This window comes from Vibrio sp. 1159 (genome assembly GCF_033340395.1).
Lineage (GTDB): Bacteria > Pseudomonadota > Gammaproteobacteria > Enterobacterales > Vibrionaceae > Vibrio > Vibrio alginolyticus.
In genome coordinates this window covers 1-18,126 of the sequence record NZ_JAWOWL010000040.1, presented here as the reverse complement: position 1 = coordinate 18,126, position 18,126 = coordinate 1, and the positions used below count along the sequence as shown (strand labels likewise).

Here is an 18,126-nt window from a genome sequence, read left to right as displayed (position 1 = left end):
TTCGTTAGGCAAACAAAGAAAAGCAAAGACTGTTCCAATATTCACTTTCTTGGAAAGGAATTAATAAAGAACGGTATCACCTAAGATTATCTGGAGAATCAAACCATGAAAAAGTGGCTTGTCGCCGCATCGATGATGACGCTTCTGACATCGTGCGCGTACTCACCGATTTACAATGGTAAAGAACCGTACTCGGGAAGCCAGTTCATGCTGATGGATAGTCCGCGTCATACGATGGACTTTTTCATTGAGAGCATGACAGAAGACCTGATGGTTTCTAATGTGGCAGTATCAGCGCGGACACCGATTGCGATTACCTCGTTTGTTGATCTACAAAATATGGATGCAACAAACTGGTTAGGTAACTCGGTCTCTGAAGGTTTTATCCATCAGTTTCAGCGCCGAGGGTTTAAAGTGGTTGATTTCAAAACTACGGGCTCTATTCAAGTGACGCAGCAGGGCGATTTTGCTTTAAGTCGTGATTGGCAAGATTTAGCTCAAGAGCAGCAAATTCAGTATGTACTGACCGGAACAATGTTGCGCCAAGAGGGCGGAGTGCTTGTCAATGCACGCGTGGTTGGCATGCAAAGCCGTGTAGTTGTAGCGACAGCGCAAGGTTTCCTTCCGGCTGACCGTATTGGGCGTGACTTAGATACGTTAAATAGCATCCGCACACAAGATGGTGTGTTGATTCGTTCTGACCCTACCATTCGTCAGCCGTACACTGTGATTCTCCGTCCATAGGATAGAAGCATGAAGAAGTTATTATTTATTGTTGCCACACTGATATTGGTTGGGTGTCAGCCATTACAACAGATGCGTCAAGATGAAATCTTAGTTGCGGTGGGCTACGCTAGCGTCAGTGAGCAAACAGGCCGCACAGTAGAAGAAAAGCGTGTACGAGCAATGCGCGCATCAAAAATTGATGCTTATCGTGAGCTAGCAGAGCAAGTTTATGGCATGCGTGTTAGTGGACGTGCAGAGCTGCAAGACCAGCGTTTGGGTATTGAAAGCACCACTGGTGCCGTCGATGGTGTAATTCGTGGTGCAGAAGTTGTGCGTAGTTATCTTGTTGAAGACAGTTATGTGACTGAGCTGCGTCTGGATATCCGTAAGATGGATAAGCTACGTGATTATGGAGAAGTTCAGCAGGTGCCTGAGAAGCGTCAGCAAACCTTGTTTTAAACCATTTCACTAGACAGATAATCTTTTTGAGCGGCTTATTGGTAACAATGAGTCGCTTTTTTATATCTACGTGAGCGCGGGAATTGAGGGTAGGAGTGACGTTTAAGCTTTTATATTGGTGCCAAGCGTCGAGATAGTGTGGGTTTTTCCGCCCGCATTGTAGGTCATGCCAACTTTGCCATGAGTTCGCTGAAGCATGTTGTTGAGTTTATTGAAGCTCAGCTGTGCGCGACTAAGCGATTCGCCATTTACTTGGTTAACTTGTTGACAGTCGAGGACGATCGATTGGATTTGAGCAACAACCTGACTTAGGTGCTCATCTTCAGTAAGTTGATTGACGTGCGGGTGAGAGGCGATTCGCTGATCAGTTGTTCTGAGCTGATCAATGAGCGTCATCTTCTGTTTGGCAATGTTCTCAATCTCGGTAGAGACACGCGCCGTTATTGCTTGTGTTTCTTGGCGTAAAACAGCGGAAAGTGCCTTAGCATTTTCTAGCTGGAAATTAACGAGATCGACTAATGCTGCCATAAAACACTTACCTTCGGCCTAAGCCAGTTAGCTTTTGCCTTGCAATTCGTTTTCAAACTTAATCATGTTGTCAGCCAATTTTTCAGGATCGACTTTGTATGAACCGTTTGTGATAGCTTCTTTGATTGCTGCAACTTTGGCGCTGTCATATGCCGGAGAAGCTGCCATATCCTTCTGGAGTTTACTGACGGCTTTACTTTGCTGGCTGAGTGATACTGCGTCTTGTTGCGCTGGCGCCTTTTTTGATTCTGTCGTGCTGGTAGCATTGGAATCGTTACGTGTAGGAGCACGACTTGTTGTCGTCATCATTTGCCCTGAACGTATATTATCTATACCTGCCATGTTTAACCTTTGCCTTGTATCGTAATACTGGTATCCAGACTATCGACCAGCGCAAAAATAACTTTAGTCATTTTTTGCATTTTTATTGATCAGTTTAAACACGCTACCAGTGGGTATTAAAAATTAACAGTGATTTCCGCAATGTCAGTCACTATGCCTTCTATTATACGTTGTGACTTATCATTTTTCACTCTTACTTGATCGCCAGCTGAACCATCCTGCAATGCTGTGCCTTGCGTTGTGATCGTCATGCCAGAATTCACCGCTTTGATAATGACCTTTTCATTTCGGCATACCACACAAACATCATTTCTCTCTACGATATCGCCTAAGCGAACATTACGCTTTAGCTTTGCCCCAACCACTTGATCGTAGCTAGAAAATCCATCTTTACGAAAGCGCTGTAGCTCGATCATGGAAGTGGTAACATCCGATGCGCTGACGATTTCTCCTCTCCCTAGTGTTCGTGTCGCGACGATCATTGGTACTGATACCGAGATCCTCACAGGGACATAGACTTTCCAGTCATCCGGTTGGCATTCCACTAACACATTGATGTTACTTCTCGTGCTGCTGGTGGAAGAGGCAGATGTATCTAACGGAACAGGGCAATCCGTTGCTTTTATTCTCGAGTCGATCTCTGCCGCATTAACAGATAGCTCGCCACCATCAGGCTGATCAACCGTAGCAAGAATATGTTGTTCTGCTGCTGTTTTTATTTGCTCGATCTGATTATCTGAAGCTGAATGAACAAAAAAGCTAAACATACTGAGCAAAATGCCGATAGACTTAGCGTACTTTGTAATTAGCGCTCTACATATTGTCATAGTCAATGGTGTCGAAGTGAAAGTGAAATACGCCATACTGTCTCCCTGGTATCGTGCTTGCCAGTGGTAGAGTATCATTTAAAAACAAAAAGTTTGAGATGGAGATGAGCATATGACGGGGATTCTTGACTCGGTGAATCAGCGTACGCAACTCGTCGGTCAGAACCGATTGGAATTATTGACCTTTCGACTGATGGGCCGACAGCGCTACGGCATTAACGTATTCAAAGTGAAAGAAGTACTACAGTGCCCTAAGCTGACTTCAATGCCAAATCTACACCCTCTGGTTAAAGGTATCGCTCATATCCGCGGCCATACCGTGTCCGTTATTGATTTGAGCCTGGCAATTGGTGGCCGCCCAACCACTGATTTAGATAAATGTTTTGTTGTTATTGCAGAATTTAACCGTACGATCCAAGCATTTTTGGTATCATCGGTTGAGCGTATTATCAATATGCATTGGGAAGCGATTTTGCCACCGCCAGACGGCGCAGGTAAAGCGCACTACTTGACTGCCGTGACAAACATTGACAATGAGCTGGTTGAAATCCTTGACGTTGAAAAAATCCTGGCAGAAATTGCGCCAGTTGATGAAACGATGGATTCCGCTATTGGCGAAGAAATCGCACAAGCAGAACAAGAAAAGCCTATTGTACGCCGCATACTGATTGCTGATGACTCGACGGTCGCGCGTAAACAGGTAGAGCGTGCGATTACATCCATCGGTTTTGAGGTCGTATCTGTCAAAGACGGCAAAGAAGCGTACAATAAGTTGATTGAAATGGCTCAAGAAGGCAATATCTACGATCAAATTTCGTTGGTTATTTCCGATATTGAAATGCCAGAAATGGACGGCTATACCTTAACGGCTGAAATTCGCAGACATGCCGATTTGAAAGACCTTTATGTTATCCTCCATTCTTCATTAAGTGGTGTATTCAACCAAGCTATGGTTGAGCGTGTAGGTGCCAACACCTTCATTGCGAAATTTAACCCAGATGAGTTGGGTAACGCGGTTAAATCTGCATTAACACAATAAAAGAGACATTAATGACTGCTATTACAATCAGTGATCAAGAGTATCGTGACTTTAGCCGTTTTCTAGAATCGCAATGTGGCATCGTGTTAGGTGATAGCAAGCAATACCTCGTGCGTAGCCGACTGAGTCCTTTAGTGACGAAGTTTAAGCTCGCATCGTTATCAGATTTGCTACGTGATGTTGTTACAGGGCGTAATCGAGAATTACGAGTCGCCGCTGTGGATGCGATGACGACTAACGAAACCTTGTGGTTTCGAGATACTTATCCGTTCACGGTTTTAGCTGACAAATTATTGCCAGAAGTAGCGGCAAGCAAGCGCCCAATTAAGATCTGGTCTGCTGCCAGTTCATCGGGCCAAGAACCGTATTCTATTGCAATGACGATCTTGGAAACGCAACAGCGCAAGCCGGGCTTGTTACCAAACGTGTCCATTACAGCCACAGATATTTCGGCAAGTATGCTCGAGATGTGTCGTGCAGGGGTGTACGACAACTTGGCTTTAGGTCGCGGGCTTTCACCAGAACGTCGTCGCACCTTCTTTGAAAATGCGGACGGTGGTCGCATGAAAGTCAAAGATAACGTCAAGCGTTTGGTGAACTTTCGTCCACAAAACTTGATGGACAGTTACGCACTGATGGGTAAGTTCGACATCATTTTCTGTCGTAACGTATTGATTTACTTTTCTCCAGAAATGAAATCTAAAGTGCTTAACCAAATGGCGAGCAGTTTAAACCCTGGTGGTTACTTGCTGTTAGGGGCATCAGAGTCGCTAACTGGTCTGACTGATAAATTTGAAATGGTGCGCTGTAATCCGGGCATCATTTACAAGCTTAAATAGCGGTATCTCTTCATTGATAAAAAGCCTGACCTAGTGTCAGGCTTTTTTTGTTTGCTGCTTTCCTGCCTTCGAGTGTTTCCACGTTTTCACTTGCTAAATTGAAGCGCGATTTTGCTTTGTTCCCTCATCACGGTGTATCTTTATTAAGTGAACAAAGTGAAACGACATGACATTCCAGTCACTTTGGCTCACTTATTGCTATTCCAATGGGTGATAGCTATTAAGTAGATAGAGCGCTTTATGTTTTTGGCATGCTAATTGCTTTTTGGTTATCAATCACGGTCAGTTCTTAATTGTAGAGGCAAACATGGCTATATCTTTTGACAATGCACTAGGCATCCACCAGCACACGGTGGGCATACGTGAGCGCAATGCTGAGGTGATTTCCACCAACATTGCACAAGCCAACACGCCTGGTTACAAAGCAAGAGGTTTAGACTTTGCGAAGGAATTGCAAGCGGCAACATCTGGGGCAAGCATTGGTCTTAGTCGCACAGATGGTCGGCATATTCCTGCCACTACGACGTTGGTTGGGGACAAGTTATATCGTCTTCCTACGCAACCAGATACGGGAGATGGCAACACGGTAGACTTGGATTTAGAGCGTAACTTGTTTATGCAAAACCAAATCAGACACCAAGCATCACTCGACTTTCTAGGCAGCAAATTCAAGAACTTAACCAAAGCAATCAAAGGGGAATAATTTAGATGAGCTTATTTAACGTTTTCAATGTGACAGGTTCCGCAATGAGCGCTGAATCCGTTCGTCTGAATACTACCTCAAGCAACTTGGCGAACGCCGACAGTGTCAGCAGCTCTGCGAAAGACACTTACAAAGCGCGTCATGCAGTGTTTGGTGCAGAGTTAAGTAACGCCATGCGTGGCGGTGATACGGTGCCAGTGAAAGTGATGGGTATTGTAGAAAGTGATAAACCGCTGAGTGCGGAGTACAACCCAGATCATCCCCTTGCAAACGAAGAAGGCTACATTTACAAGCCTAACGTCAATGTAATGGAAGAAATGGCAAACATGATTTCAGCTTCTCGTGCATACCAAACTAATGTACAGGTCGCTGATTCTAGTAAACAAATGCTGCTGCGTACGCTGCAGATGGGTCAATAAGGATAAGGGGGTAGCGTATGGCCGGAATTAACAACGTTGGTCAAAGCGGCTTGTCCTATATCGACCAGCTTAAAAGTCTACAAGAGAGTAACAAGAAAGCGGAAGAGAGCACGGGTAAGCAGGATCTAAAACAGGAAGACTTCTTATCATTGCTCACGAAGCAACTGTCTCAGCAAGACCCTTTTAAGCCGGTAAGTAATGACCAGATGATTGCGCAAATGGCTTCATTTGCGACCGTTGATGGCATTGGCAAGATGAACACTCAGTTTGAGAGTTTGAATTCGTCAATGACATCAAATCAAGCGTTACAAGCTTCCTCTTTGGTAGGGCGTGACGTATTGGTCCCAGGAGCAGCAGGTGTGAAGCAGGACGACGCACCAATGGCGGCAATGGTTAAGCTTTCACAATCTATCGATAACCTGTTTGTTCGTGTAGAGGATGAAGCTGGCCAACTGGTTCGTACCTTTGAGGTAGGGGCGAAACCAGCCGGCGACACGCGTGTGCTTTGGGACGGTAAAGATGAAAGCGGAAATCCACTGCCAGCTGGCAAATACAAAGTGAAAGCGTCTGGCTTAGTTGAAGGGGAGTCGCAAGAGTTCCCAGTATCGACGTATGCCAACGTAAACAGCGTATTGCTTGGCAAAGGTGACGGAAACGTATTACTCAATCTGGCTGGTTTTGAATCGCCAGTTCGACTTGCTGAAGTATTGGAAGTCGGCAAAGCGTAGTCATAGCTCGCTAGATTAGGAGATTTTGGAATGTCATATGTATCTTTAAGCGGTTTGTCCGCCGCCCAACTGGATTTGAACACCACCAGTAACAACATTGCGAACGCCAACACTTACGGCTTTAAAGAGTCCCGTGCTGAGTTTGCTGATGTCTACTCTAACTCTTTATTTACTAACGCAAAAACCACGCCGGGTGGTGGTGCGCAAGCAAGCCAAGTGGCACAGCAGTTCCATGAAGGCTCTAGCATTTACACCAACAACCCAATGGATTTGCGTGTTTCGGGGACAGGTTTTTTCGCTGTAGCGAAAGAGCGTCTAACTCCACAACAGAATGAACTTACACGTAATGGTGCATTTCACTTAAATAAAGAAAACTACATGGTGACCGCGAACGACGAGTTCTTATTAGGTTACCAAGTGGACCCAAGCTCTGGTGAGGTTTCTTCATACGAGCCACAACCCATCAATATTCCTGCTGAATTTGGTAAGCCAAAACAAACAGCAAACATTGAAGTGGGTGTGAACTTGCCAGCGAACGGCGATTTGAAAGATCCAACGCAGTTTGATTTTTCAGACCCAGATACATACAACCGTTCAACTTCTTCGACAATTTATGACTCGATGGGTCAGTCTTACAAGCTAACGACGTATTACTTGAAAGATCAGACTCAGCCAAATACATGGAACACTTACTACACCGTGACAGATAAAGAAGGTGAAAAGCCTTTAAATGTTGCGGCTGGTGATGCGCAAACGCCAACAGGTCATGTGGGGCATACCATGAAGTTCAACAACGATGGTACGTTGGCGAGCTTGAACAATGGTCAGCCAATCACTTCTGTGGCTCTGGGCGATCCGGCGACGAACACGACACCAGTCGATATGAATGGTGCCGATCCTGCGCAGACGCTTAACTTCGGCTTAGGCTCAGCAACACAGTTTGCGGCTCCGTTCGAACTGACTAAGTTTGACGAAGACGGTGCAACAACGGGCTTCCTAACCAAAGTTGACTTCGATGAAAACGGCAGCGTATTGGGAACTTACTCAAACGGTGAAAACGTTACATTGGGTCGTGTTGCTCTCGTACGTGTTCCAAACGAGCAAGGTCTGGATAAGAAAGGCGGCACTCAATGGGATTCAACGCAGTTCTCTGGTGACAAGATCTGGGGTGAATCAAATAAAGGCTCTTTCGGCACCATCAATAACGGTATGCTGGAACAGTCAAACATTGATATGACGCAGGAGTTGGTGGACCTGATCTCTGCTCAGCGTAACTTCCAAGCAAACTCACGTTCGCTCGAAGTACACAACCAACTACAACAGAATATCTTACAGATCCGCTAGAGCACTAGCTGGGTCATTCGATACTCTGCTTGAGTAAGCAATGGCGTGTGATTGCTTCTTAGTAATTACCGCTTTGTTCATTTTCATCATGACATTCATCTGATGCTTAGCCTTAATACACCTCACTCAGGCTAAGCATGCTTTGATCTACGATTTGCCGCTGTTGCCGCCGTATGGATCAAAACCTTGCCTCTCGTTACAGTTTTCTGCCCCTATTGACCTCTTTTAATTGTTGATTGTTAATTCAAAGTATTGATTGATAAGCCTATTTTTGTTTTGGCATAACTATTGCTTTTACTCCGTGTACAGAGAGATTTTTTGGAGTAATTTATGGATCGCGCACTGTTTCTCGCAATGAGTGGCGCCAAGCAAAATATGCAGGCACTACAATTGCGCGCTAATAACTTGGCTAACGTAAGCACGACCGGATTTCGGGCTGATTTAGCACAGGCTCGCTCAATGCAGGCTTATGGTGAAGGCAATCCTTCACGTGTGTTCAGCATGACAGAGCGTCCAGGGCATAACTTTGCTCAAGGTAGCGTGATTACAACAGGGCGTGATCTGGATGTGACGATTGAAGGCAGCGGTTGGATATCGGTACTCGATCACACAGGGAAAGAAGGGTTGACCCGTAACGGCAACCTAAAAGTCGATCAAAATGGCATGCTTACGAACGCAAGTGGTCATTTGGTGCTGGGTGAAAACGACGCGCCAATTACTTTGCCTATTCCTCTCTCCAAAATTGAAATCGGTCGGGATGGCACCATCTCTGTGCTTCCTCAAGGTGCCCCGGCAGAAGAATTCCAAGCGGTCGATCGCATTAAGCTTGTTAAGCCTAATGATCAAAGCTTGTTTAAAGACACCAATGGCTTATTTCGCCATAAAACTCCAAACCAACCTTACGAAGCAGACGCGACTGTTAGTCTCCAGACGGGAGCGATAGAAGGCAGTAACGTGAATGCCGTAGGTGAAATGACCGCATTGATTGACTTACAACGTCAGTTTGAAATGCAAGTCAAGATGATGAGCACAGCTGAAGAAATGGATAAATCTTCAGATTCACTGCTTCGTATGAGTTAACAGAGTTAGAGGTTCACTATGCATCCAGCACTATGGGTAAGTAAAACAGGTCTAGACGCCCAACAAACCAACATTGCCACGATTTCGAACAACTTGGCGAACGCCTCTACTGTCGGCTACAAAAAGAGCCGTGCAGTATTCGAAGATTTGTTCTATCAGAACATCAACCAGCCTGGCGGCCAGTCATCTCAGAACACGGAACTGCCAAGTGGCTTGATGCTAGGTGCGGGTTCTAAAGTGGTTGCGACGCAAAAAGTGCACACGCACGGCAATGCACAGACAACGACCAACGCACTGGACATGATGGTGGAAGGCGACGGCTTTTTTCAAGTGACATTGCCGGACGGCAACATCGGTTATACCCGTAACGGTCAGTTCACGCTAAATGGTGAAGGCACGTTAGTCACGTCGGGTTCTGGCTACCCTGTAGAGCCTGAAATTGTGATTCCAGAAGATGCGATTTCTATTACTGTCGGTACGGATGGTGAAGTGTCGGTTCGCGTCCGAGGGCAGCAAGATAACCAAGTCGTTGGTCAGTTAACCATTACAGATTTTGTTAACCCGGGTGGCCTAGAGCCAATTGGTCAGAACCTTTACTTACCAACGGGGGCCAGTGGCGATCCACAAGAGGGTGTTCCTGGTTTGGACGGTTTGGGGGAAATTCGTCAATCCATGCTGGAAGCGTCCAACGTGAATGTAACAGAAGAGTTGGTCAATATGATCGAAGCCCAGCGCGTTTACGAAATGAACTCAAAAGTGATCTCGTCAGTCGATAAGATGATGAGCTTCGTTAACCAGCAATTGTAACGATTAAGAGCAAGATTTGAGGAGCTCACGATGAAACGTATTTGCCTACTCGCTTTGATTGCTACGATGTCGGGCTGTGCCATGTTGGAACCGATTGAAACGGATGAAGTGACACAAGCAACCACTGTGGTCGACGCAGTAGAAGGTGATAAATCGAAAGAAGAGAGCAGCGGTATTGTAGATACTTTACGTGGTAGAAGCGATCCGGTTGCTGGCGACCCTGCTTGGGCTCCAATTCATCCGAAAAACAAACCTGAGCATTACGCTGCTGCAACAGGTTCGTTGTTTAGCGCCGAGCACATTACCGATCTCTACGACGATTCTAAACCACGTGGTATTGGCGACATTATTACCGTAACACTGGATGAGACAACCAGTGCGACGAAAAGCGCAAATGCCGATTTATCGAAAACCAATGAAGCGCAAATGGACCCGCTTCAAGTGGGCGGAGAAGAGCTGAAAATTGGCGGAAAATATAATTTCTCTTATGACTTAAACAACTCCAACTCATTTGCAGGTGACTCTTCTGCAAAGCAGAGCAACAGCATCAGTGGTTACATCACTGTTGAGGTGATCGAAGTACTGGCAAACGGCAACCTCGTGATCCGCGGTGAGAAGTGGATGACGCTAAATACGGGTGATGAGTACATACGTTTAAGTGGCACTATTCGTCCGGATGATATTAATTTCGACAACACCATTGCATCAAATCGCGTTTCTAACGCAAGAATTCAGTACTCTGGCACTGGTTTGCAACAAGATATGCAAGAGCCAGGCTTCTTGGCACGATTCTTTAATGTAGCGCTATAACACGCCGTGCTGACGGCAATTTGACTGCAAGAGATAAGTAAGCATGAAAAAACTCCTTTTAGTACTGATGAGCGTTGCTCTGTTTTCTACCGTAGCCCAAGCCGCACGTATCAAAGACGTCGCGCAAGTGGCAGGTGTACGAAGCAACCAACTCGTGGGTTATGGTTTGGTTTCAGGCTTACCTGGTACGGGTGAAGCGAACCCGTTTACAGAGCAAAGTTTCGCCGCCATGCTGCAAAACTTCGGCATTCAGATGCCGCCGGGTACAAAGCCAAAAATTAAAAACGTTGCCGCAGTCATGGTTACGGCAGAATTGCCGCCTTTCTCTAAACCGGGTCAGCAAGTGGACGTGACTGTCTCTTCCATCGGAAGTGCTAAAAGTTTGCGTGGTGGCACCTTGCTGCAAACGTTCCTCAAAGGTCTCGACGGTCAAGTTTACGCGGTTGCTCAAGGTAACTTAGTAGTGAGCGGCTTCAGTGCTGAAGGCGCTGACGGTTCTAAAATCGTAGGTAACAATCCAATCGTTGGTCTTATCTCTAGTGGTGCGACAGTAGAGCGAGAAATTCCAAACCCATTTGGTCGTGGTGATTACATCACGTTCAACTTGCTTGAGTCAGACTTCACAACGGCTCAACGTATGGCGGATGCTGTAAACAACTTCCTTGGCCCACAAATGGCGAGCGCTGTTGACGCGACATCAGTGCGCGTGCGTGCTCCTCGTGACGTCAGCCAGCGTGTTGCGTTCTTATCGGCAATCGAAAACCTAGAGTTCGACCCAGCAGATGGTGCAGCCAAAATCATCGTTAACTCACGAACGGGCACCATCGTAGTTGGTAAGCATGTGCGTCTTAAACCTGCAGCAGTAACGCATGGCGGCATGACGGTTGCGATCAAAGAAAACCTGAATGTTAGCCAACCTAACGGCTTTTCTGGTGGGCAAACCGTTGTCGTACCAGACTCGGATATCGAAGTCAGCGAAGAACAAGGCAAAATGTTTAAGTTCGAACCAGGCTTAACGTTGGATGATTTGGTCCGTGCCGTGAACCAAGTCGGAGCTGCGCCTTCGGACTTGATGGCAATTCTACAAGCATTGAAACAAGCTGGTGCCATTGAAGGCCAGTTGATCATCATTTAATGGTTAGGAGGTAGGTATAATGAACAATCCTAACGACATTGGTTTTATCCATGACATCAGTTCTCTGGATACTCTGCGTCAAAAAGCAGTGAAAGAGGGAAAAGATGGCGAGCAAGAAGCATTGCATGCGGCTGCTCGTCAGTTCGAATCGATCTTCACCTCGATGATGTTGAAATCCATGCGTGAAGCCAATGAGGGCTTTGAGTCCAACATGATGAACAGCCAAAACGAGAAGTTCTACCGACAAATGTTGGATGAACAGATGGCGAGTGAATTGAGTTCGTCTGGTTCAATGGGACTGGCCGATATGATTGTTAAGCAATTAACGGCTGGGCAAGGGAACGACAAAAAAGAAACGGCTATGCGTGATGCGGCAAACAATGCTGCGGAATATCGTCGTGTTGACCCGAAAAAAGCGCGCGAGATTGAACAGCGCTTGATTGAGTCTGGTCAGCTATCTCGACCAAGCAATGAACCCACTCGATTCGATTCACCAGAATCCTTTGTTAACTCGATGAAGCCATACGCGGAGAAAGCTGCGAAAGCCCTAGGTGTCGAGCCATCTTTGCTACTTGCGCAAGCCGCTTTGGAAACGGGGTGGGGACAAAAGGTCGTGAAGAACGCGCGTGGCAGCAGCAACAACTTATTTAACATCAAAGCAGATCGAAGCTGGCAGGGTGACAAAGTGACGACTCAAACTCTAGAGTTCCACGATAACACGCCAGTGAAAGAGACGGCAGCGTTTCGCTCCTACTCAAGTTACGAAGACAGCTTTAATGACTTTGTACGATTTTTGAATGACAACCCACGTTACGAGACAGCATTGCAGCAACGCGGGAACTCAGAGTCGTTTATTCGCGGTATCCACAGTGCGGGTTACGCGACCGATCCGAACTACGCAGATAAAGTCCTGCAGGTGAAGGATAAAATCGAAAGTATGTAATGTCTCTGCGCCAATTTATGACGTTCTCGAAGGCTTGCCATAGTGCAAGCCTTCACTTTATCTGAATATCTACGCCTTTCTATCACTTGGCACATCTTTTGCTTTTAATGTGTCTAGGTGATCGGTTTTGCCGATTTATATTTCGTTTTTGGGGGCATGTATGGCGTCAGATCTTCTGAATGTAGGTACTCAAAGTGTGCTTACTGCTCAGAGACAATTAAACACCACTGGTCATAACATTTCTAATGTTAATACAGAGGGTTATAGCCGTCAGTCTGTTATCCAAGGCACGAATGATCCGCGCATGTTCGGTGGTTCTACCTACGGCATGGGTGTGCATGTGGAAAATGTTCGCCGCTCGTGGGATCAGTTTGCCGTGAATGAACTGAACCTGTCGTCGACCAACAATGCCAACAAAACGGATACCCAAGATAATCTTGATATGCTTTCTAGCATGTTGAGCTCTGTGGCATCGAAGAAAATTCCCGAGAACCTGAATGAGTGGTTCGATGCGGTAAAAACCATGGCAGATACCCCGAACGATTTAGGGGCACGAAAAGTGGTATTGGAAAAGGCAAAAATCTTCTCTGATACATTAAATGATTTCCACGAAACCGTGCGACTGCAATCTGATGTCACCAATAAAAAATTGGATATGGGCATTGAGCGCGTTAATCAACTTGCGTTGGAAATTCGCGATATTCATCGACTGATGATGCGTACTCCCGGTCCACATAATGACCTGATGGATCAGCATGAAAAGCTGGTTACTGAGCTGTCAGAATACACCAAAGTTACCGTAACCCCACGCAAAAATGCGGAAGGGTTTAATGTTCATATCGGCAATGGACACACTCTTGTTTCTGGCACGGAAGCAAGCCAGCTCAAAATGATCGATGGCTATCCGGATGTTCATCAAAGACGATTAGCAATGGTGGAAGGGAATGGCATTAAAGCGATCAAGTCTGATGATATGGATGGCAAAATCGGCGCTTTACTTGAAATGCGCGACAAACACATCCCACAACTGCAAGATGAAATGGGCCGTTTAGCGACGGGTTTCTCCTACAAAATTAATCAGCTGCAATCTCAAGGTCTGGATCTCAACGGCAAGATAGGTAAAGACGTATTTACCGACGTGAACTCTGAGCTGGTGGCAAAATCTCGAGTTTTTGCTGCACCTGACTCACAAGCTGATGTTGCGGTTTACATCGAGGATATTTCCGCGATCAAAGGTGGTGAATATTCGCTGCGTTATGATGGCGACCAATACAGCGTGACAACACCGAAAGGTGAGCAAATGTCGTTGAACATCGACCGTTCGGATTCGTCGTTTGTTCTGGATGGTATGAAAGTGCAAATTGGTGAAGGCCTTGCCGCCGGTGAGCGCGTATTGCTACGCCCAACGAGAAGTGGTGCAGCCATCATAAAGATGGAAACCAATGACGCAAAAGCTATTGCCGCACAAAGTTATGAAGCCTCAACCACTTTTGCCCAAGGTAACGCCAAGTTTAAAATTCGTGAGGCGGGGGATGTTAAAGAGTTTGAGGTTACCGTACAACCAGCCGACGAGAAGCATGATAAGCCGTGGTTAAAGATCACGGATAACAAGGGTAATTTACTATCGGACAAATACTCATACCCGTTAGATAAAGATAACCCGAAGATTGAAATATCAGTGCCGAAAAGTCATCCGCTGCATAAAAACGGCGATGCAACCGTGTTTGAGTTGAGCGAAGGCGCACTGATGAATGATAAATTCACCGCAAACTTGGTGCCTTCTGAAGGTGGTAACGGCAACTTGAGAAAAATGCAGAAGATCCAAACAGACAAGATGATGGATGGAAAATCCAGTACCTTGATCGATGTTTATCATAACCTCAATACCGAAGTTGGACTGAAGTCTTCTACAGCAAACCGTTTAGCCTCCGTCGCTCGTTTAGAGCATGAAGCGGCGCAAGAGCGCGTTGCTTCTATTTCTGGTGTTAACCTCGATGAAGAAGCGGCCAACATGATGAAGTTTCAACAAGCGTACATGGCTTCATCACGTGTGATGCAAGCGGCGAATGATACCTTCAATACCATTTTACAACTGAGGTAAGGAGAAGAGATAAGTGCTAACCCGAATTTCTAGTTTCCATAACTATCAGTCCGTACAAAATGATCTGCGTCGTCAAGAGAATAAGGTTCACCACGACCAAGAGCAACTTGCTTCAGGGAAAAAGTTACTGAAACCTAGTGACGACCCCCTCGCTGCGCATTACATCCAAAACATTAGTCAGCAACAAGAGCAGCTACAACAATATCTTAGCTCTATAGTGTTGGTGCGTAATCGTCTAGAAAACCACGAAGTTAATATCGCCAATGCGGGGAATTTTGCCGACGAGTCGAAGCGCTTAACGATGGAGATGATTAACGGTGCCTTTTCTGCTGAAGACCGACAAGCAAAGAAGCGTGAGTTAGAAGAGATTGCGAACAATTTCCTTAACTTAGTGAACTCGCAAGATGAATCTGGTAACTACGTGTTTGCGGGTACTAAGCCAAAAAGCCAACCATTCTATCGCGATAAAGACGGTAGTGTTCAATACGCTGGGGACGATTATCAGCGCAAAATGAAAGTCTCCAGCATGCTTGAGATGCCAATGAACGATCCTGGCAGCAAGCTGTTTATGGAGATACCAAACCCATTTGGCGATTATCAGCCGAATTACGATCTACAAAACGGCTCTGAGCTGTTGCTAAACAAAGCTACTAACGTTGACGCTAAGGATGATGCGGCGTATCGCGTGACATTTGTCGATATGAATAACGGCAAATTTGGTTACCAATTAGAGCGTAACGGCAAAGTAGTGGATGCCGATGAGTTTTCTCCAGAGAAAGGGATTGAATACAAAGGCCTGAAAGTGCACGTAAAAGGCCAAATTACGCCTGGTGACAGCATTGAGATCGAAAAGCGGGCAGAGTTCAGCATTTTCGATACCTTCAAGGATGCAATGGCATGGTCAGACAAATCGGTTTCGGATACGTCGGCGACTGCTAAATTGCACCAAATGACAGAAGAATTCCACGCTGCTTTTATCCACTTGAATAAAGCGCGTACAGATGCCGGTGCTCGATTGAGTACGCTGGATATCCAAGAGCAAAATCATGAAGACTTTAATTTGTCTCTGGCAAAAGCGAAGAGCAACTTTGAGGACTTGGATTACTCTAAAGCCGTGATCGAGTTCAGTGAAAACTCGCGAGCGTTACAGGCATCGCAACAAGCATTCGGTAAGACCAAAGATCTAACGTTGTTTAACTACATCTAGTATGACACTCATACACATTGTCTGATTTTGATGCCTTATGTGCAAAGCCTTAAGCGCGATAAGTCGGCGTAACCTGAGAGTCTGAGATGTCATGCGGCACGATTTTACCCAAAGCGGCAATGATGCGGGAGGCAAGTCGGGCGGCAACAGGGCAGCGTTCAATACCCTTGGGCTAAGATGAGTCTGACAAACCTGAAATAGCTTAATGATAAAGCTAACTTATTGTTTATCTGATTCTTTTAAAATTAGTTAAATAATTTACGCAAGTTGGCACACAAATTGTATTGAAAATATCAGAACAGATTTAGAGATTCTAAACCCTGCGTTTAAGGCAGATTTAGCAAGTAACTTTTACGGTCAGTGCTTATCCAAATGAGAGTAAAGCTGGCCGCTTCGCAAAAGCTTGCGAACTCAACAGGAGAGCAAAATGGCTGTAACAGTTAGTACTAACGTCTCCGCGATGACCGCGCAGCGTTACCTAAACAAAGCGACTGATGAATTAAACACGTCGATGGAGCGCTTATCTTCAGGACATAAGATTAACAGTGCAAAAGATGATGCGGCAGGTCTACAGATCTCTAACCGCTTAACTGCACAGTCTCGTGGCCTAGATGTCGCAATGCGTAACGCGAACGATGGTATCTCGATTGCACAAACCGCTGAAGGTGCGATGAATGAGGCAACCTCTGTCATGCAACGAATGCGTGACCTTGCGATTCAATCATCGAACGGTACTAACTCTCCGGCTGAGCGTCAGGCGATCAACGAAGAGTCAATGGCATTGATTGACGAGCTAAACCGTATTGCAGAAACCACTTCATTTGGTGGTCGTCGTCTATTGAACGGCTCATTCGGTGAAGCAGCATTCCAGATTGGTGCGAGCTCAGGTGAAGCCATGATCATGGGACTTACCAGCATTCGTGCGGACGATACGCGCATGGGCGGTGTGACCTTCTTATCTGAGAACGGTAAAGATAAAAACTGGAGCGTTGACCCAGCTAAATCTGACTTGAAGATTACGCTACCAGGTATGGGTGAAGACGAAGACGGCAATGTTGATGATCTAGAAATCAACATTAATGCCAAAGCGGGCGACGACATCGAAGAGCTTGCCACTTACATTAATGGTCAGTCTGATATGATTAATGCGTCTGTAAGTGAAGATGGCAAGTTGCAAGTTTTTGTCGCGCATCCAAACGTTCAGGGTGAGATTTCTATTTCTGGTGGATTAGCATCTGAGCTTGGCCTGAGTGACGAACCTATCAGAACGTCAGTACAAGATATTGATATGACCACGGTACAAGGTTCTCAAAACGCGATTTCTGTGCTGGATTCGGCACTGAAATACGTAGACTCGCAACGTGCAGACTTAGGTGCGAAGCAAAACCGTTTGAGTCACAGCATCAACAACTTGGCGAATATCCAAGAAAACGTTGACGCATCGAACAGCCGAATTAAAGATACAGATTTTGCGAAAGAAACCACGCAAATGACCAAAGCACAAATTTTGCAACAAGCAGGTACATCGATTCTTGCTCAAGCGAAACAGTTGCCAAACTCTGCAATGTCACTATTGCAGTAGTTTACTTAGCCTGTACTCAATACATTCAGACGTGGATGGGAATGCAGGCTTTTGGCAAGCAACTTTACAATAGAATGAGCGGCTCTCTCATCTCTCACCTGCCAATCATTTTCAATGTAAAGTTGCACTCGGTATGCCGGAAATGTGTTCATTTCTCTTGATCTCCACATAGGCTCTGGCGACCAACCTAGCCCCAGTTCTCTCAAAGGAAAAGGGGCTTTTTCTTTTCTAATTCTTACGTCTATCGTCTGCGAACTTATCTTCAATTGTTTCCTTTTGCTGGTTTTCTATACAATCTGGCCCTCTCGGCTCGATTTGTGGAAACTTGAGCACTTTTTCTTACTTTTCTTCAATTTTATTAGCTAAATCTCGCAATGTTATTTTTTTAAACTTTTTTCTAAAGCTTCTGAATTTGGTGTCGTTAATAGAGGTAACTTTGAGAGAACTACTTGGTTTTCCGAGACGTCGGAAACCGCTACACCGGAAAATCAATTGGAGAAATCACCA

Annotated in this window: 19 protein-coding genes; 16 read left to right on the top strand and 3 right to left on the bottom strand. The window is 45.7% G+C overall.

Features of this window, described 5'->3' with window-relative positions:
• Positions 1–105 precede the first annotated feature (105 nt).
• Both R7127_RS22385 and flgP read left to right on the top strand, forming a co-directional pair.
• Positions 106–744: a FlgO family outer membrane protein gene (locus R7127_RS22385; protein ID WP_005382013.1), complete on the top strand. Its 639-nt coding sequence runs from the start codon at positions 106–108 to the stop codon at positions 742–744.
• Between the two features lie 9 nt (positions 745–753).
• A complete protein-coding gene (gene flgP / locus R7127_RS22380; protein WP_005382014.1) occupies positions 754–1,185 on the top strand; it encodes a flagellar assembly lipoprotein FlgP in 432 nt (143 codons plus the stop codon).
• Positions 1,186–1,287: 102 nt separating this feature from the next.
• Here the strand turns inward: flgP and R7127_RS22375 are convergent, their stop codons facing one another.
• From R7127_RS22375 to flgA, 3 genes are all read right to left on the bottom strand, one after another.
• On the bottom strand, positions 1,288–1,713 hold the full coding sequence (locus tag R7127_RS22375) for a flagella synthesis protein FlgN (RefSeq protein WP_005382015.1): 426 nt from the start codon (positions 1,711–1,713) through the stop codon (positions 1,288–1,290).
• Positions 1,714–1,740: 27 nt separating this feature from the next.
• The gene (flgM, locus tag R7127_RS22370) at positions 1,741–2,055 is read right to left on the bottom strand and encodes a flagellar biosynthesis anti-sigma factor FlgM (protein WP_017819976.1); all 315 of its coding nucleotides are present in this window, start codon (positions 2,053–2,055) and stop codon (positions 1,741–1,743) included.
• 116 nt (positions 2,056–2,171) lie between these two features.
• Complete coding sequence (gene flgA, locus R7127_RS22365) at positions 2,172–2,918, bottom strand: flagellar basal body P-ring formation chaperone FlgA (RefSeq protein ID WP_064377060.1); 747 nt, start codon at positions 2,916–2,918, stop codon at positions 2,172–2,174.
• A gap of 76 nt (positions 2,919–2,994) precedes the next feature.
• Between flgA and R7127_RS22360 the strand changes: the two genes are divergently transcribed.
• The 14 genes from R7127_RS22360 (at position 2,995) to R7127_RS22295 (ending at position 17,619) form a co-directional block, all read left to right on the top strand.
• Entirely contained in the window at positions 2,995–3,921 is a 927-nt protein-coding gene (locus R7127_RS22360) for a chemotaxis protein CheV (RefSeq protein ID WP_005382022.1), read from the top strand.
• A gap of 11 nt (positions 3,922–3,932) precedes the next feature.
• Entirely contained in the window at positions 3,933–4,760 is an 828-nt protein-coding gene (locus tag R7127_RS22355) for a CheR family methyltransferase (RefSeq protein ID WP_005382024.1), read from the top strand.
• Between the two features lie 307 nt (positions 4,761–5,067).
• Positions 5,068–5,463, top strand: coding sequence for a flagellar basal body rod protein FlgB (gene flgB / locus R7127_RS22350; RefSeq protein ID WP_064377061.1), 396 nt, complete (start codon positions 5,068–5,070; stop codon positions 5,461–5,463).
• A 5-nt stretch (positions 5,464–5,468) separates the two neighbouring features.
• Positions 5,469–5,882: a flagellar basal body rod protein FlgC gene (gene flgC, locus R7127_RS22345; RefSeq protein ID WP_005393132.1), complete on the top strand. Its 414-nt coding sequence runs from the start codon at positions 5,469–5,471 to the stop codon at positions 5,880–5,882.
• Positions 5,883–5,899: 17 nt separating this feature from the next.
• Positions 5,900–6,610, top strand: a complete 711-nt coding sequence (gene flgD / locus R7127_RS22340) for a flagellar hook assembly protein FlgD (protein WP_005382029.1) — start codon at positions 5,900–5,902, stop codon at positions 6,608–6,610.
• A gap of 30 nt (positions 6,611–6,640) precedes the next feature.
• Positions 6,641–7,954: a flagellar hook protein FlgE gene (flgE, locus tag R7127_RS22335; RefSeq protein WP_005382030.1), complete on the top strand. Its 1,314-nt coding sequence runs from the start codon at positions 6,641–6,643 to the stop codon at positions 7,952–7,954.
• A 330-nt stretch (positions 7,955–8,284) separates the two neighbouring features.
• Positions 8,285–9,034, top strand: coding sequence for a flagellar basal-body rod protein FlgF (gene flgF, locus R7127_RS22330; protein ID WP_318142090.1), 750 nt, complete (start codon positions 8,285–8,287; stop codon positions 9,032–9,034).
• Between the two features lie 18 nt (positions 9,035–9,052).
• On the top strand, positions 9,053–9,841 hold the full coding sequence (gene flgG, locus R7127_RS22325) for a flagellar basal-body rod protein FlgG (RefSeq protein WP_005382032.1): 789 nt from the start codon (positions 9,053–9,055) through the stop codon (positions 9,839–9,841).
• Positions 9,842–9,871: 30 nt separating this feature from the next.
• Positions 9,872–10,651: a flagellar basal body L-ring protein FlgH gene (gene flgH / locus R7127_RS22320; RefSeq protein ID WP_017634834.1), complete on the top strand. Its 780-nt coding sequence runs from the start codon at positions 9,872–9,874 to the stop codon at positions 10,649–10,651.
• A gap of 43 nt (positions 10,652–10,694) precedes the next feature.
• Entirely contained in the window at positions 10,695–11,786 is a 1,092-nt protein-coding gene (locus tag R7127_RS22315; protein ID WP_318148534.1) for a flagellar basal body P-ring protein FlgI, read from the top strand.
• Between the two features lie 16 nt (positions 11,787–11,802).
• Complete coding sequence (gene flgJ / locus R7127_RS22310; protein WP_031779079.1) at positions 11,803–12,729, top strand: flagellar assembly peptidoglycan hydrolase FlgJ; 927 nt, start codon at positions 11,803–11,805, stop codon at positions 12,727–12,729.
• Between the two features lie 160 nt (positions 12,730–12,889).
• The gene (flgK, locus tag R7127_RS22305; RefSeq protein ID WP_033906929.1) at positions 12,890–14,830 is read left to right on the top strand and encodes a flagellar hook-associated protein FlgK; all 1,941 of its coding nucleotides are present in this window, start codon (positions 12,890–12,892) and stop codon (positions 14,828–14,830) included.
• A 13-nt stretch (positions 14,831–14,843) separates the two neighbouring features.
• Complete coding sequence (flgL, locus tag R7127_RS22300) at positions 14,844–16,037, top strand: flagellar hook-associated protein FlgL (RefSeq protein WP_318142091.1); 1,194 nt, start codon at positions 14,844–14,846, stop codon at positions 16,035–16,037.
• A gap of 427 nt (positions 16,038–16,464) precedes the next feature.
• Complete coding sequence (locus tag R7127_RS22295) at positions 16,465–17,619, top strand: flagellin (RefSeq protein WP_005382038.1); 1,155 nt, start codon at positions 16,465–16,467, stop codon at positions 17,617–17,619.
• Positions 17,620–18,126: the final 507 nt, after the last annotated feature.

Coding starts and splice junctions, on each gene's coding strand:
- R7127_RS22385 (WP_005382013.1), top strand. CDS start 106: ATGAAAAAGTGGCTTGTCGCCGCATCGATGATGACGCTTCTGACATCG.
- flgP (WP_005382014.1), top strand. CDS start 754: ATGAAGAAGTTATTATTTATTGTTGCCACACTGATATTGGTTGGGTGT.
- R7127_RS22375 (WP_005382015.1), bottom strand. CDS start 1,713: ATGGCAGCATTAGTCGATCTCGTTAATTTCCAGCTAGAAAATGCTAAG.
- flgM (WP_017819976.1), bottom strand. CDS start 2,055: ATGGCAGGTATAGATAATATACGTTCAGGGCAAATGATGACGACAACA.
- flgA (WP_064377060.1), bottom strand. CDS start 2,918: ATGGCGTATTTCACTTTCACTTCGACACCATTGACTATGACAATATGT.
- R7127_RS22360 (WP_005382022.1), top strand. CDS start 2,995: ATGACGGGGATTCTTGACTCGGTGAATCAGCGTACGCAACTCGTCGGT.
- R7127_RS22355 (WP_005382024.1), top strand. CDS start 3,933: ATGACTGCTATTACAATCAGTGATCAAGAGTATCGTGACTTTAGCCGT.
- flgB (WP_064377061.1), top strand. CDS start 5,068: ATGGCTATATCTTTTGACAATGCACTAGGCATCCACCAGCACACGGTG.
- flgC (WP_005393132.1), top strand. CDS start 5,469: ATGAGCTTATTTAACGTTTTCAATGTGACAGGTTCCGCAATGAGCGCT.
- flgD (WP_005382029.1), top strand. CDS start 5,900: ATGGCCGGAATTAACAACGTTGGTCAAAGCGGCTTGTCCTATATCGAC.
- flgE (WP_005382030.1), top strand. CDS start 6,641: ATGTCATATGTATCTTTAAGCGGTTTGTCCGCCGCCCAACTGGATTTG.
- flgF (WP_318142090.1), top strand. CDS start 8,285: ATGGATCGCGCACTGTTTCTCGCAATGAGTGGCGCCAAGCAAAATATG.
- flgG (WP_005382032.1), top strand. CDS start 9,053: ATGCATCCAGCACTATGGGTAAGTAAAACAGGTCTAGACGCCCAACAA.
- flgH (WP_017634834.1), top strand. CDS start 9,872: ATGAAACGTATTTGCCTACTCGCTTTGATTGCTACGATGTCGGGCTGT.
- R7127_RS22315 (WP_318148534.1), top strand. CDS start 10,695: ATGAAAAAACTCCTTTTAGTACTGATGAGCGTTGCTCTGTTTTCTACC.
- flgK (WP_033906929.1), top strand. CDS start 12,890: ATGGCGTCAGATCTTCTGAATGTAGGTACTCAAAGTGTGCTTACTGCT.
- R7127_RS22295 (WP_005382038.1), top strand. CDS start 16,465: ATGGCTGTAACAGTTAGTACTAACGTCTCCGCGATGACCGCGCAGCGT.